Source organism: Klebsiella sp. HMSC25G12 (assembly GCF_001807705.1).
Taxonomy (GTDB): domain Bacteria; phylum Pseudomonadota; class Gammaproteobacteria; order Enterobacterales; family Enterobacteriaceae; genus Klebsiella; species Klebsiella variicola.
The window spans coordinates 119,968-133,726 of sequence record NZ_KV789900.1 but is presented as its reverse complement, the minus strand read 5'-3'; the positions used below and the strand labels follow the sequence as shown (position 1 = coordinate 133,726).

14 protein-coding genes and 1 other annotated feature are annotated in these 13,759 nt (G+C 57.3%); of the genes, 3 read left to right on the top strand and 11 right to left on the bottom strand.

Annotated elements, in window-relative coordinates:
• Position 1: 1 nt before the first annotated feature.
• The 4 genes from thrA to yjjY all read right to left on the bottom strand — a co-directional run bounded on the left by thrA (position 2) and on the right by yjjY (position 4,049).
• The gene (gene thrA / locus HMPREF3096_RS17195; RefSeq protein WP_032731600.1) at positions 2-2,464 is read right to left on the bottom strand and encodes a bifunctional aspartate kinase/homoserine dehydrogenase I; all 2,463 of its coding nucleotides are present in this window, start codon (positions 2,462-2,464) and stop codon (positions 2-4) included.
• A 25-nt stretch (positions 2,465-2,489) separates the two neighbouring features.
• Positions 2,490-2,607, bottom strand: a sequence feature (Thr leader region).
• Positions 2,546-2,614 (bottom strand): thr operon leader peptide, encoded by a 69-nt coding sequence (thrL, locus tag HMPREF3096_RS29510; RefSeq protein ID WP_004222578.1) that lies wholly within the window; start codon positions 2,612-2,614, stop codon positions 2,546-2,548. Its footprint overlaps the feature before it by 62 nt.
• A gap of 211 nt (positions 2,615-2,825) precedes the next feature.
• Entirely contained in the window at positions 2,826-3,512 is a 687-nt protein-coding gene (locus HMPREF3096_RS17190) for a tRNA/rRNA methyltransferase (protein WP_022065748.1), read from the bottom strand.
• A 396-nt stretch (positions 3,513-3,908) separates the two neighbouring features.
• Positions 3,909-4,049, bottom strand: coding sequence for a YjjY family protein (yjjY, locus tag HMPREF3096_RS30495; protein ID WP_001541509.1), 141 nt, complete (start codon positions 4,047-4,049; stop codon positions 3,909-3,911).
• Between the two features lie 95 nt (positions 4,050-4,144).
• Here yjjY and arcA point away from each other — a divergent pair, with 95 nt between their 5' ends.
• Positions 4,145-4,861, top strand: coding sequence for a two-component system response regulator ArcA (gene arcA / locus HMPREF3096_RS17185; protein ID WP_002887843.1), 717 nt, complete (start codon positions 4,145-4,147; stop codon positions 4,859-4,861).
• A 62-nt stretch (positions 4,862-4,923) separates the two neighbouring features.
• On the opposite strand, the gene creD is transcribed toward arcA, so the two are convergent.
• Genes creD through creA form a run of 4 tightly spaced genes read right to left on the bottom strand, consistent with a single transcriptional unit; the run spans position 4,924 to position 8,942 of the window.
• Positions 4,924-6,282 carry a cell envelope integrity protein CreD gene (gene creD / locus HMPREF3096_RS17180; protein WP_012968982.1) on the bottom strand — a complete coding sequence of 453 codons (1,359 nt, stop codon included), beginning with the start codon at positions 6,280-6,282 and terminating at the stop codon, positions 4,924-4,926.
• Positions 6,283-6,342: 60 nt separating this feature from the next.
• Positions 6,343-7,767, bottom strand: coding sequence for a two-component system sensor histidine kinase CreC (gene creC, locus HMPREF3096_RS17175; protein ID WP_023339560.1), 1,425 nt, complete (start codon positions 7,765-7,767; stop codon positions 6,343-6,345).
• A complete protein-coding gene (gene creB / locus HMPREF3096_RS17170; RefSeq protein WP_032731599.1) occupies positions 7,767-8,456 on the bottom strand; it encodes a two-component system response regulator CreB in 690 nt (229 codons plus the stop codon). The genes creC and creB overlap by 1 nt, the downstream gene beginning before the upstream one ends.
• A 12-nt stretch (positions 8,457-8,468) precedes the next feature.
• Positions 8,469-8,942 carry a protein CreA gene (gene creA / locus HMPREF3096_RS17165; RefSeq protein WP_012542917.1) on the bottom strand — a complete coding sequence of 158 codons (474 nt, stop codon included), beginning with the start codon at positions 8,940-8,942 and terminating at the stop codon, positions 8,469-8,471.
• Positions 8,943-9,151: 209 nt separating this feature from the next.
• Between creA and robA the strand changes: the two genes are divergently transcribed.
• Positions 9,152-10,021 (top strand): MDR efflux pump AcrAB transcriptional activator RobA, encoded by an 870-nt coding sequence (robA, locus tag HMPREF3096_RS17160; protein WP_008807515.1) that lies wholly within the window; start codon positions 9,152-9,154, stop codon positions 10,019-10,021.
• On the opposite strand, the gene gpmB is transcribed toward robA, so the two are convergent.
• The gene (gene gpmB, locus HMPREF3096_RS17155) at positions 10,018-10,665 is read right to left on the bottom strand and encodes a 2,3-diphosphoglycerate-dependent phosphoglycerate mutase GpmB (RefSeq protein ID WP_008807516.1); all 648 of its coding nucleotides are present in this window, start codon (positions 10,663-10,665) and stop codon (positions 10,018-10,020) included. The two genes, robA and gpmB, sit on opposite strands and share 4 nt — an antisense overlap.
• A gap of 113 nt (positions 10,666-10,778) precedes the next feature.
• On the opposite strand from gpmB, the gene yjjX reads away from it, so the two are divergent.
• Entirely contained in the window at positions 10,779-11,294 is a 516-nt protein-coding gene (gene yjjX / locus HMPREF3096_RS17150; protein ID WP_008807517.1) for an inosine/xanthosine triphosphatase, read from the top strand.
• On the opposite strand, the gene trpR is transcribed toward yjjX, so the two are convergent.
• Positions 11,281-11,610 carry a trp operon repressor gene (gene trpR, locus HMPREF3096_RS17145; protein WP_008807518.1) on the bottom strand — a complete coding sequence of 110 codons (330 nt, stop codon included), beginning with the start codon at positions 11,608-11,610 and terminating at the stop codon, positions 11,281-11,283. The two genes, yjjX and trpR, sit on opposite strands and share 14 nt — an antisense overlap.
• An 88-nt stretch (positions 11,611-11,698) precedes the next feature.
• Positions 11,699-13,636, bottom strand: a complete 1,938-nt coding sequence (gene sltY, locus HMPREF3096_RS17140) for a murein transglycosylase (protein ID WP_032731598.1) — start codon at positions 13,634-13,636, stop codon at positions 11,699-11,701.
• Positions 13,637-13,759 lie beyond the last annotated feature (123 nt).

Genomic DNA, 13,759 nt, shown 5'->3' with positions numbered 1-13,759 from the left:
CTTAAACTCCTAACTTCCAGGACAAGGTGCGCAGCAGGTCGGCAAATACGCCGGCCGCCGTGACGTCGTTCCCGGCGCCATAGCCGCGCAGCACCAGCGGCAGTGGCTGATAATAGTGGCTGTAAAAGGCCAGCGCGTTCTCACCATTTTTGACTTTGAATAATGGATCGTTGCCGTCAACGGCGGCAATTTTCACGCGGCAGGTACCATCATCTTCGATGTTACCGACGTAGCGCAAGACTTTACCTTCATCACGTGCCTTAGCAACCCGCGAGGCAAACCCATCGTCCAGCGAGGGCAGACGGGTCATAAAGGTTTCGACGTCGCCGCTGGCGTCGAAGTCCGCCGGCAGCGCCGACTCCACGATAATGTCTGACAGCTCCAGTTCACGCCCGGTCTCACGGGCCAGAATCAACAGCTTACGCGCGACATCCACCCCGGATAAATCGTCGCGCGGATCCGGCTCGGTATACCCCATCTCACGGGCCAGCGCCGTCGCGGCTGAGAAACTCACCCCCTCGTCCAGCTTGCCGAAGATAAAGGACAGAGAGCCGGAAAGGATCCCGGAGAAGTGGCGCAGCTCATCGCCCGCGTTGAGCAGGTTCTGCAGGTTCTCAATCACCGGCAGGCCAGCGCCAACGTTAGTGTCATAGAGGAACTTACGGCGCGAGCTGCTGGCCGCATGGCGCAGCTGGTGATAGTAATCCAGCGAAGAGGTATTGGCCTTTTTGTTCGGCGTCACCACATGGAAACCTTCGCGCAGGAAGTCGGCGTACTGATCGGCGACCGCCTGGCTGGAGGTACAGTCGACGATCACCGGATTGAGCAGGTGGTACTCTTTCACCAGGCGGATCAGACGGCCAAGATTAAACGGCTCTTTCGCCTCAGCCAGCGCTTCACTCCAGTTCTCCAGATTCAGGCCATGAACGCTGGTCAGCAGCGCCTGAGAATTGGCTACACCGCAGACGCGCAGATCGATATGTTTGTTCTTCAGCCATCCCTGCTGGCGCTTGATCTGCTCCAGCAGCGCGCCGCCGACGCCGCCGACGCCGATGACAAACACTTCAATCACCTGGTCGGTGTTGAACAGCATCTGATGGGTCACGCGCACGCCGGTGGTGGCGTCGTCATTGCTGACCACCACCGAAATAGAGCGCTCGGAAGAGCCCTGGGCAATCGCCACGATATTGATATTGGCGCGGGCCAGCGCCGCAAAAAATTTCGCCGAGATACCGCGCAGGGTACGCATCCCGTCGCCCACCACGGAGATGATGGCCAGACGCTCCATAATGGCCAGCGGCTCCAGCAGCCCCTCTTTCAGCTCGAGATAAAACTCATCTTCCATCGCCCGTTTGGCACGCGCGCAATCGCTCTGCGGCACGCAGAAACTGATGCTGTACTCCGAAGAGGATTGGGTGATCAATACCACCGAGATGCCAGCGCGGGACATGGTGGCGAAGACGCGTGCCGCCATGCCGACCATACCTTTCATCCCCGGACCGGAGACGTTGAACATCGCCATATTGTTGAGGTTAGAGATGCCTTTTACCGGCAGGTCGTCTTCATCGCGACTGGCGCCGATGAGCGTTCCCGGCGCCTGCGGGTTGCCGGTATTTTTGATCAGGCATGGGATCTGAAACTGAGCGATAGGGGCAATGGTGCGCGGATGCAGCACTTTCGCGCCAAAGTAGGAGAGCTCCATCGCCTCCTGATAAGACATTGATTTCAGCAGACGCGCATCTGGCACCTGGCGCGGATCGCAGGTATACACCCCGTCGACATCGGTCCAGATTTCGCAACAGTCCGCGCGCAGGCAGGCGGCCAGTACCGCCGCCGAATAGTCGGAGCCGTTACGCCCCAGCACCACCAGTTCGCCCTTCTCATTGCCGGCGGTAAATCCGGCCATCAGGATCATATGGTCTGCCGGGATCTGGCTGGCGGCAATGCGGCGGGTGGATTCGGCGATATCGACGGTGGATTCCAGATAGTGGCCCACGGCGAGCAGTTTTTCGACCGGGTTAATCACACTGACTTTATGTCCACGGGCTTCCAGCAGACCCGCCATGATGGCGATGGAGAGCTTTTCGCCACGGCAGATCAGCGCGGCATTAACCCCATCCGGGCACTGGCCCAGCAGGCTGATGCCGTGCAGGACATGCTTAATCTGAGCAAATTCCTGCTCAACGAAGGCTTTCAGTTGGGCAAGCGGGAAAGCGGGCTGGGCATCGGCAAGGCCCTGGAGAAGTTCGGCAAAAATGCGTTCAGCGTCGGCAATATTCGGGAGGGCATCCTGGCCACCGATCGTTTTTTCAATCATCGCCACCAGGTGGTTGGTGATCTTCGCCGGGGCAGACAGTACGGTCGCTACCTGCCCCTGCCTGGCATTACTCTCCAGAATATCGGCAACCCGCAGAAAACGTTCCGCATTTGCCACTGATGTACCGCCGAACTTCAACACTCGCATGGTTCTTACCCCTTGATCTCTTGTCAAAAAAAAAGCCCGCACTGTTCAGGTGCGGGCTTTTTTCTGTGTTTCCTGTACGCGTCAGCCCGCACCGTTACCTGTGGTAATGGTGGTGGTGATAATGGTGGTAATCATGCCGATGCGATTCATGGATGTTGTGTACTCTGTATTTTTATCTGTCTGTGTGTCCTGCCTATATTGGTTAAAGTATCTGCCTTCTTAAGTCAATGAATTTCTCAATTAACCCCATTTCAGCCAGCTTACGTATTGCGCCGTCATGGCAAGAAAAAACATCCAGTTCGGCGGAATTTACCCCACAAAAACAGCACAGATAACTATAACTAAAAAATATGATAGAGCTTTATTCTGGTAGGTTTTTTTCAATATCATGCAGCAATCGATGCAACATTGCCGTGTCGCGCTGCTGCAGCAGCCCCATTCGTTGCGCCAGCCAGTCGGCCAGTTTGGCATCCTCCTCCGCGCCTAAACGCGAAAGCAATGCCTCGGTGCGGATGCGTAACGCCTGCAGCTGATGATGATCTGCCGCGGTGGCGGCGGGAGCCGTTTGTTGCATAAGCGATGCTAATTGATAACAGTAGACCATCACCGACTGGCCGAGATTGAGCGATGGATAATCCGCTACCATCGGCACGCCGGTGAGCACATCGGCCAGGGCCAGCTCCTCATTGCTCAACCCGGAGTCTTCACGGCCAAAAACCAGCGCCGCGTGCGTCATCCACTGCGCCTTCTCCTCCAGCAGCGGCAACAGTTGCTGCGGCGTGGCGTAGTAATGAAACCGCGCGCGACTGCGGGCGGTGGTGGCGACGGTAAAATCGACGTCGTGCAGCGCCGCAGCAAGGGTTGGATAGGTAGTGACGCCATCGAGGATATCACCTGAACCATGCGCCACCCAGCGTGCCGCTGGCGCCAGGTGGGCTTCACTGTCCACGATCCTGAGATCGCGAAATCCCATCGTTTTCATTGCTCTGGCAGCGGCACCGACGTTTTCTGCCCGGGCTGGGGCGACTAAAATAATCGTTAAACGCATTGCGGTTTCTTTCTCTCTCTCAGGCGTTGGCGAAGCGCTGGCCCCACCATTTTACGCGGTGAAAATTTACAAATTTGCAACAAAAATCACTAAAATTGCGTTTGCTAACCCATAAAAAAATCTAAACTGTTCTCAGGAGGCCATGACGAGGAGTATGTTAACAGAACCCATTTATCCATATGATGGGCAATGAAATTTCATCTGAGCCATCGTTCCATGCATTGGATTCACTGTATTTATTAATTTATCCACGCAACTAGTTGAGCTGTGTAAGGATTGTGACTATAAAGAGCATGACGATGCAATGATTTCACAAGACTGTTAACGTGCTACAATTGAACTTGATATATGTCAACGAAGCGTAGTTTTATTGGGTGTTCGGCCTCTCTTAGCCTGTTATGTTGCTGTTAAAATGGTTAGGATGACAGCCGTTTTTGACACCGTCGGGTCCAGAGGGAAAGTACCCACGACCAAGCTAATGATGTTGTTGACGTTGATGGAAAGTGCATCAAGAACGCAATTACGTACTTTAGTCATGTTACGCCGCGCATGTTAATTTGCGACATGCAGCAGGCAGGTCAGGGACTTTGGTACTTCCTGTTTCGATTTAGTTGGCAATTTAGGTAGCAAACATGCAGACCCCGCACATTCTTATCGTTGAAGACGAGTTGGTAACACGCAACACGTTAAAAAGTATTTTCGAAGCAGAAGGTTACGATGTATTCGAAGCGACCGATGGCGCGGAAATGCATCAGATCCTGTCTGAAAATGATATCAACCTGGTAATCATGGATATCAACCTGCCGGGTAAAAATGGTCTTCTGCTGGCGCGCGAGTTGCGTGAGCAGGCTGACGTCGCGCTGATGTTCTTAACCGGCCGCGACAACGAAGTGGATAAGATCCTTGGCCTCGAAATCGGCGCTGACGACTATATCACTAAACCGTTTAACCCGCGTGAGCTGACCATCCGCGCGCGCAACCTGCTCTCCCGTACCATGAATCTCGGTACCGTGAGCGAAGAGCGCCGCAGCGTGGAGAGCTACAAGTTCAATGGTTGGGAACTCGATATCAACAGCCGCTCACTGGTGAGCCCGAACGGCGAGCAGTACAAGCTGCCGCGCAGTGAATTCCGCGCGATGCTGCACTTCTGCGAAAATCCGGGCAAAATTCAGTCTCGCGCCGAGCTGCTGAAGAAAATGACCGGTCGCGAGCTGAAGCCGCATGACCGTACCGTTGACGTGACCATTCGTCGGATTCGTAAACACTTCGAATCCACTCCGGATACCCCGGAAATCATCGCCACCATTCACGGTGAAGGCTACCGTTTCTGTGGCGATCTGCAGGAATAATGCGTTTTATTCCGCAGTCATGATGTGAAAACGGCGCCTCAGGGCGCCGTTTTTTTATGTCGTCACTCTTTCCAGAGGCGCAGCTTGTCGTCATCGGCAGACGGCGGCGGGGGCGCACTGCCTTTCGGTAACGATAACGCATACCAGTCCACCCGGCGGGTCAAAAACATCAGGACGCTCAGCGCCAGTACCAGTACCCCGGTACCCAGCAGTAGCGCGCTGTCCTCGGAATGCAGCAGAAACCACATCACACCATCCAGCAGCAGCAGCGCGGCGACAAACAGCAGGCTGTTACGCCATCCCCTGAGCACTGCCTGTAAATAGACCCCGTTCATCACCGCGCCGGACAGGCTGGCCGCCAGCCAGGCGGCGGTAAATCCAACGTGCTCCGAGAGCGCCAGCAGCACCAGGTAAAACAGCACCAGCGACAGGCCCACCAGCAGATACTGCATCGGATGCAGGGGACGACGGGTCAGGCTCTCGAACACGAAAAAAGCCATAAAGGTGAGCCCGATTAACAGGATGGCATATTTTGTCGCCCGATCGGTTAGCTGGTACTGGTCGGCAAGGGACATCACATCGGCACTGAACGCCGGCAGTCGCGACCACGGGATCTCCATATCATCCTTAAAATAGCTCCCCATATCGTTGGCGAACCAGCTGCTTTGCCAGTGGGCGCGATAGCCGGCAGCACTCACTTCCCGTTGCGTTGGCAGGAAGCTGCCGAGAAAGCCGGGATGCGGCCAGTTACTGGTTAACTGCAGCTCGCTGTTACGCCCGATCGGCACCAGTGAAAACTCTCCCGTCCCGTTCAGATCGAGTGAAAAGGCAATCTCAAGCGGCTTGTTGTCCTCCGCCAGCGCAGGCATTGGCATATGAATACCTGCGCCATCGCCGCTTATCCCCAGCCCCGGCTCCACGCTTAATACGTTACCGTTGACCTCCGGGGCATGGATGGCGCCAATGCCGCGGGCATCGCCGACGCTCACCACCAGCCGCGGCTGGCCTAAGACGATATTCGTTTTTCTCAGCGCCGCCAGACGCAGCGGATCAAACGAGGCCTTAATCTGCAAGGCGTTATGCCAAACCTGGCCGCTGTAGATACCCACCCGCCGCGACTCCACGGTCTGTTTGCCGGTGACCGCCAGCGACTCCGGCAGCCAGTAGTACTCCCAGCTCCGCTGATAGTTGACCTCTTTTTGGTTCTCCATGCGGGTCAGGGTCTCGGTCACCGGAATGGCGATCAGCGGCCCGGCGAGTTTTTGCGAGCCACTGGTGCTTTGCTCAATGGCATCCACCACTTCGCTACGATAATCCGCCCGCTCATTAATAAGCTCCCTGACCATCATTAACGGCAAAGATAACAGCACAACACAACCGATTAACGTGGTGATTTTCCAGAATAACGGTGATTTCAACATAGCCTTTCTCCCTATCGTGATGACGTCACTGTAGGACGGCTATGTGGGGGGAATTTGAAGCTATGTGAAGGGACGGTGAAGTCGCAGCGTGGCGACCACGCCGCCTTCGGGCCGATTGTGCAGATTGATATCGCCGTGATGCAGGCGCGCGACTTCACGAACGAACGCCAGTCCCAGGCCGCTGCTCTTATGGCCGTCTTCACGCGGTAGCGAGTAGAATCGCTCAAAGATTCGTTCCAGGGCATAGTCCGGAATACCGCACCCGTTGTCGATAACGCTCAATTGCACCTCTTCATTTCGCTTCTCCGCAGCCAGGGCGATCTCGCCGCCCTTGGGGGTAAAGTCAATCGCGTTGTCGAGCAGATTACCCAGCGCCTGGGCCAGCAGCTCGCCATCGCCATTGACCAGCATCCCACTCTCCCGCCAGCGCAGGGTGATAGCTTTCGCCGCCAGAGCGATGTCACGCTCCTCCGTCAGCCGTTGGTATAGCGCATCTATCGACACCGGCTGCGGCTTTATCTCCAGCCGGCTTTCCAGTCGCGCCTGCTGGAGCAGCCGCTCCACCAGCAGTTGCATCCGGGTGTTTTGCGCGAGGATATTATCAGTAAACCGCGCCGCTACCTCAGGCGGCGGCCCTTCGCGCAGGATCTCCGCCGCGCCGCGGATGGCCGCCAGCGGGCTTTTCAGTTCATGGGTCAGGTCATAGACATAGTTTTCGATGGCATTCTTACCTTCGAGCTTTACCCGCATGCTCTCCAGGGCCTGGGCCAGCTTGCGCAATTCGCTGCTGCCAACCTCCGGCAGCGGCAGCGGGCGCTCAGCGGTCACCGAGTCCGCATAGCGCACCAGCTTGCCGATAGAGAAATTGATCCACCAGACGACGCCGACGCCAATCAACAACGCAATGCCCAGCAGGGCGCCGCCGGCCCAGAGGATCCGCCGTTCGCTGCGCTTGATGACCGGCGTCATCGCCAGGTTGGGTTTACCGACGCTCAGCACCCCGATAATCCGCCCCTTATCCATCACTGGCGCGGCGATATACATGACTGAGCTGGTTTCATCATGCGGATCGCTGCGCGTACTGCGCGCGCCGTACTGGCCGCGCAGGGTGAGCCAGACGTCATTCCAGCGCGAATAGTCCTGCCCTGTCGCCTGTCCGCTGGAGTCAAACACTACCTTGCCCCTGGCATCGGTCAGATAGACACGGTACTCATTACGCACCTTTTTAATTCCGCCAATATGGGCGTTGATCGGCTGCTGGTTGAGCTGTTGAAAGGCCTGAGCCAGCCTGCCCTGCTGCGGATTTGCCGCCAGCAGGTCCTCACGCGCCAGCGCCGCCAGCAGCGTGGCGGTATCGTTGAGGGTCCCCTCCGTCGCCCCGCGCACGCCTGGCTTCACTTCCTGGACAAAGATCGACAGCACAAACCACGCGGCGATAGCGACGATAAGAAAATAGCCCAGCAGCAGGCGCATGCCGATACGCATCAGCCACGCCCCAGGCTGTAGCCCATGCCGCGATGGGTATTGATCGGCGTAACCTCGGGATTCACGGCCCGCAGCTTGGCGCGCAGGGTTTTGATATGGGTATCGACGGTACGGTCGAGGCTTTCCCAGGCATCGCTCCACACCAGCTCCATCAATTGCTGACGGGAGAAGACGCGACCAGGCGCGTGAAGCAGGGTTTTCAACAGCAGGAATTCGTAGCGCGTCAGGTTCAGCGGCTGGCCGAACCAGCTTATCGACGCCGCCTGCTCATCGAGCACAAACTCGCCGACGCGCACCACCGGCGAAGGCGCGGCAAACTTCTGCAGTCGCCGCAGCACGGTTCGCACCCGCGCGCAGACTTCGCGCGGCGAAAACGGCTTGGCGATATAATCGTCAGCGCCGATTTCCAGCCCCAGCAGCTTATCGACCTCGTCGCTCCGCGCCGTCAGAAACAGCACCGGCAGCGCCGGATAACGCGTCAGCATGCGCCGACAGAGCTCAAAGCCGCTGATATCCGGCAAGCCGACGTCAAGGATGGCGACATCGGGCGCCTGATGCGCCGCCGCCTCCAGCGCGGGCAACCCGCGGCCAAAGACGGTGACCTGGAAGCCCTCCTGCTGCAGCATGTAAACCAGGGTATCAGCGATACTCTGTTCATCCTCGACTAACCAAATCCGTGGCTGCTGCATGCGCGCTCCCGTTTATTTATTCCATGGCATGATCGGCACGGCGCTGATGGCGTTCTTCGGCGAGCCATCAACCACTTTATCCGAGTAGGTCAGATAGACCAGCGCATTGCGCTTGGCATCATAGAAACGCACGACCTGCAGTTTTTTAAACACCAGCGAGGTGCGCTTCTGGAACACCACGTCACCCTGGCTTTTGCCGTTTTTGATTTTGTCCGTCAGCTCAATCGGCCCGACCTGCTGGCAGGAGATGGCCGCGTCAGAGGTATCTTCCGCCAGCCCCAACCCGCCTTTAATCCCGCCGGTTTTCGCCCGGCTGATATAGCAGGTCACGTTCTGCACATCCGGATCGTCAAAGGCTTCGACGACAATTTTGTGATCCGGCCCTAACCATTTGAAGACCGTATCCACGGAACCAATCTGCTCCGCCTGAGCCATCTGGCAGCCGGCCAGCAGCAGCAGGCCCATCGCAAACTTCTTGTATTTCATATTGTTACCATTATTAAAAAATATAGCTGAGTGATTATCACGCACTTAGCAGAAAAGGTTTATAGATCACAGCTTTACAAAATTATCGTTCAGCTCCACTGACCTTCCGCATTTAAAAGCAAAAAAAACACTGAATGCTAAAACATCAAAAAATGCTATTATCCGCTACTTTAATATCAGGCACCTGTGTTTAAGGATGGGGACATTTTATGGATCAAGCAGGGATTATTCGCGATCTCCTTAGCTGGCTGGAAGGTCACCTGGATCAGCCGCTTTCTCTGGACAATGTGGCGGCGAAGGCAGGTTATTCCAAGTGGCATTTACAGCGAATGTTTAAGGATGTCACCGGCCATGCCATCGGTGCCTATATTCGCGCGCGCCGGTTATCGAAATCTGCTGTCGCATTACGTCTAACCGCCCGTCCAATCCTTGATATTGCGCTTCAGTACCGTTTCGACTCCCAGCAGACCTTCACCCGGGCATTTAAAAAGCAGTTCTCGCTGACGCCGGCGCTCTACCGCCGCTCCCCGGACTGGAGCTCGTTCGGTATGCGTCCGCCGCTGCGTCTTGGCGAATTCACGCTGCCAAAACATGAATTTGTCGCCCTGCCCACCACTCAGTTGCTCGGCGTCACCCAGAGCTATACCTGTAAGCTCGAGGAAATCTCCGATTTCCGCAACCAGATGCGCGTCCAGTTCTGGCGGGACTTCCTCGGCAATTCGCCGTCGATCCCTCCGGTGCTCTACGGGCTGCATGAGCCGCGTCCGAGCCTGGAGAAAGACGATGAGCAGGAAGTGTTCTATACCACCGCGTTGACGCCGGAGATGGCTAATGGTCATCTGCAGAACGCCCACCCGGTCACCCTGGAGGGCGGCGAGTATGTCATGTTCACGTATGAAGGACTGGGCACCGGCCTGCAGGAATTCATCCTGACGGTCTACGGTACCTGCATGCCGATGCTAAACCTGACCCGTCGCAAGGGGCTGGATATTGAACGCTTCTACCCTGAAGATGAAAACCGGGATCAGGCTACGCCGATTCAGTTACGCTGCGAGTATCTGATCCCGATTCGTCGTTAACGCTGCAGCTCGTCCATCGCGGGGGCGTCAAGATGCGAGACGTCGCCCGCCGTTTCCACCACCCAGCCGGAAGCCAGCCACGGGCTTTGCTGATAGTCAACGCGCGAGATAGAGCAGTTGCGCAGTCGCAAACGACGCTCAGCGTATGCTGGCAGCCCTAAAATCGTGCTTACCAGGCAGCCCAGCGCAATCCCATGACTCACCAGCAGCGGTCGGCTACCGGCCGGTAATTCCAGACAGGATGCCAGCGCCGCATGCATCCGCTCGCTGAGCTCCTGCATCGATTCGCCCTGCGGAATACGGCCATCCGGCGTGCCGTTGACCAGCTGGCGACGCCAGCCCTCTTCTTCGTCGCTGAGCGAGTCGATATGGCGCTTCTCCAGCACCCCCATATCCAGCTCGCGCAGACGCGCATCGGCGATCACGCTGCAGCCGCAGGCTTCGGCGATAATCTCTGCTGTACGGCGGGTTCGTCCCAGATCGCTGGTAATAATATGGGTGATCCCCAGCGTTCTGGCGCGCTCGCCAACCTGCCAGGCCTGGCGCTCACCGTGTGCGGTCAGCGGGCTATCGGACTGACCCTGAATACGTCGCTCGGCGTTCCACTGCGTTTCACCGTGGCGAACAAGGTATACCTGTAACATGCTTTTTTTCCGTTCTGGACTCGTTATCAACCGGGTTTGGGCATTACCGCCTGCCCTGAGGGTGATTTAGAGTATACTGCGATGACGTTAGTTTATTCTGAGTTGTTTTGATTATGCACCATGTTGTCTCAGCGACCACTAATCCCGCCAAAATTCAGGCAATTCTGCAGGCTTTTAACGAGATTTTCGGCGAAGGATCCTGCCATATTGAGTCCGTCTCCGTCGAGAGCGGCGTGCCGGAACAGCCCTTCGGCAGCGAGGAAACGCGCGCTGGCGCACGAAATCGCGTCGCCAATGCGCGTCTTGTCCAACCCAGTGCCGATTTCTGGGTGGCCATTGAGGCCGGTATCGACGATGGCAGCACCTTTAGCTGGGTGGTCATTGAAAGCGCTGATCGGCGCGGAGAAGCGCGCTCAGCCACGCTGCCGTTACCTGAGGTTATTCTTGAGCAAGTTCGCGCTGGTGAAGCCCTGGGACCGGTCATGTCGCAGTATACCGGCATCGACCAGATCGGTCGTAAAGAGGGAGCGATTGGAGTTTTCACCGGTGGAAAATTAACCCGCAGCAGCGTTTACCATCAGGCGGTCGTGCTGGCGTTGAGCCCGTTTCATAACGCTATTTATCGCTAGCCAACAGCGTCTGTTCCAGCCACTGACGCAGTTCGGCCGGCGCTGATTTCAGGCTGTTCGACCCGCGGGTAATGGTCGCAATCCCGGCGCCGAGCTCATTTTTCAGTTCGCGCTGGCTCATCTCACCGCGCAGCAGCTCTTCAATAATGCGCACCCGGGTGCCCAGCGCTTCGCGCTCGTCGGGGGTCAGCATCAGCTGCAGCAATGGCAGATGCAGATCCTCAGCATAGGCCTGCTGTAACAGCGCCACAAAGCGCAGCCACTCCTGATGACGTTGTTCGGCAACGGCCGCGGAATAAGGAGATTGTTGGGTCATATCGCGCCACCATATTGAGACGGGCAGCTTACGCTGCCCGTCGAATGTACTCTTCAACGAGTACAAAGCATAACATACTTCCCGGCGATCAGTAACGCTGCCGCCACTCCGCATCGCTGAACAGCTTATCCTGCTGCCCCATAAAGTAGCGATAGTAGGCGTCATAGGAGAGGACATTTTTCACGTAGCCGCGGGTTTCCGAGAACGGAATACTCTCGACAAACGCCACCGCATCGATCCGTCCGGCGCTGTTCCCCTGCCAGGTACGAACCCGGCCCGGCCCGGCGTTATAGGCCGCCGAGGCATAGATACGGTTATTGCCGAACTGCTGGTAGACATACTGCAGATAGCTGGTGCCGATGTTGATGTTGGTTTCCGGATCCAACAGCTGCGACGGGCCGCTGTAGCCGGGAATGCTGAACATGCTGACGGTATGCGTCGCGGTGCCCGGCATAATCTGCATCAGTCCGCTGGCGCCAACCGGCGAGCGCACTTTCGGGTTCCAGGCACTCTCCTGACGGGCAATCGCCATCGCATAGCTCTGCGGGATATCTTTGCCACTGATGTAACGCGCGAACAGATCGTTATACGCCAGCGGGAAGCGCTCCTCCAGCTGATCCCACAGTTTGCCGGCGATCGTCGCCTGCACGCTCAGATCCCACCAGTGCTGATCAAAAGCGTAACGCGCCAGCTGCGCCTGCTGGGATTTGGTTCGGCTGGTGACGAGGTTCGCCCATTCGGTGCGCGCGGTGTTATCCATATTCCAGTACATCAGCTCGCGTACCCGCGCCATCTCCGGACCGGAAGCCAGCGCCGGATCGATCGTTCCCGAGGCTTTATCGATGCGGAAGGTATACTCCTCGCCAAGTCGCTGCGCAGCGACCATCGGATAGAAGCCTCGCTGTTGCATCAACGAGCGAAGGATCGCCTGCGCCTCCTCGTCCCTGCCGCGCTCAAGCAGCAGATCCGCTTGCCAGTAGCGCCATTCGTCTTTCTCTTTCGCCTCCATCGGCAGGCGCGCCAACCAGGTGTTCAGGCCATGGCGATCGCCCGTTCCCAGCGCCATCCGCACGCGCCGCTCCAACAGCGGCGTGGACTGTGAGCGCATAATCGCGTCATCGCGCCAGATAGCCTGCTCTTCGGTTACATCGGTACCCATCAGGCGCCAGGCGACAATATCACGTAGCTCCTGAGTCTGATCCTCGTTGAGCTGCTGAGCCTGCACCAGCGAAGGGATCATCAGGCGGGCATTTTCCACATCCTGACGGGCGACGCTGGCGAAGGCGACGGCGGCCATCTGGCGGGTAAAGTCCGTCGCCCCGGTGGTGCGGGCAAAGGTCAGAACGCTGTTTGGATCGTTAGCCAGGGCGACGACGGCGGAAGCGATGCTCTGATAGTTGCCGGGCATTTGCTGAGCCAGCGATTTGACCAGCCCGATATTGCCGGCCTTCATCGCCAGGCGGATCCGTTCGAGATAGGCCAGCGGATCCTGCTGTCCGGAGTCGCGCCAGGCGCTGAACAGCGGCTCACAGGCGCCAGGCTGGTTCTTGCCCGTCAGCCACAGGTCTTTCGCCCCGCTCCAGGCTTCCTGCGACTGCCCCACGCTCAGCTTGGCGTAGTAATAGTTGCACTGTGCCTCGGTGCTGGTCGGCTTATCGGGACTAAACGCCAGTAGGCCACGCCAGTCGCTGCGCCGGGCCAGCTCATTCACGAAGCGCGAACGTAATGAACGCGCCGGGGGCAGCGTCGGATTGGCGTCAATAAAGTTTTTCACCACCAGCGCCGGCTGGTTCATCAGATCGTCGGTGATCTGCCGGTACTGCAAATAGGGGTACAGGGGATAGGTGCTTAACGTGGGCATCAGCTGGTCGACTACATCCATCTGCCGGTTATCCCACGCCTGCTTAATTTGTGCGTAGCGGTTGCGCTGTTCATCCAGTGAATCCGCATGCGCCAGCTGACTCAACGTCAACAGACCAACGCTGGCAGCCAAAAGACGCCACGCCATTTTTTTGGCTTTTTCCACAAGCTCTTCCTCTTTCCGGTGCATTTTCGCAGCATCGTGCCGCTTAAAAGCCCCCGCCGGTTCGGCAGGCAGCTTTACTTATGCTAATCAGACAACGCTAAACGCGCCATGTCCTGGACATTT

Bases quoted from the DNA above. Each gene is read 5' to 3' on its own strand.
- thrA (WP_032731600.1), bottom strand. From the start codon at position 2,464: ATGCGAGTGTTGAAGTTCGGCGGTACATCAGTGGCAAATGCGGAACGT.
- HMPREF3096_RS17190 (WP_022065748.1), bottom strand. From the start codon at position 3,512: ATGCGTTTAACGATTATTTTAGTCGCCCCAGCCCGGGCAGAAAACGTC.
- yjjY (WP_001541509.1), bottom strand. From the start codon at position 4,049: ATGACTAAAGTACGTAATTGCGTTCTTGATGCACTTTCCATCAACGTC.
- arcA (WP_002887843.1), top strand. From the start codon at position 4,145: ATGCAGACCCCGCACATTCTTATCGTTGAAGACGAGTTGGTAACACGC.
- creD (WP_012968982.1), bottom strand. From the start codon at position 6,282: ATGTTGAAATCACCGTTATTCTGGAAAATCACCACGTTAATCGGTTGT.
- creC (WP_023339560.1), bottom strand. From the start codon at position 7,767: ATGCGTATCGGCATGCGCCTGCTGCTGGGCTATTTTCTTATCGTCGCT.
- creB (WP_032731599.1), bottom strand. From the start codon at position 8,456: ATGCAGCAGCCACGGATTTGGTTAGTCGAGGATGAACAGAGTATCGCT.
- creA (WP_012542917.1), bottom strand. From the start codon at position 8,942: ATGAAATACAAGAAGTTTGCGATGGGCCTGCTGCTGCTGGCCGGCTGC.
- robA (WP_008807515.1), top strand. From the start codon at position 9,152: ATGGATCAAGCAGGGATTATTCGCGATCTCCTTAGCTGGCTGGAAGGT.
- gpmB (WP_008807516.1), bottom strand. From the start codon at position 10,665: ATGTTACAGGTATACCTTGTTCGCCACGGTGAAACGCAGTGGAACGCC.
- yjjX (WP_008807517.1), top strand. From the start codon at position 10,779: ATGCACCATGTTGTCTCAGCGACCACTAATCCCGCCAAAATTCAGGCA.
- trpR (WP_008807518.1), bottom strand. From the start codon at position 11,610: ATGACCCAACAATCTCCTTATTCCGCGGCCGTTGCCGAACAACGTCAT.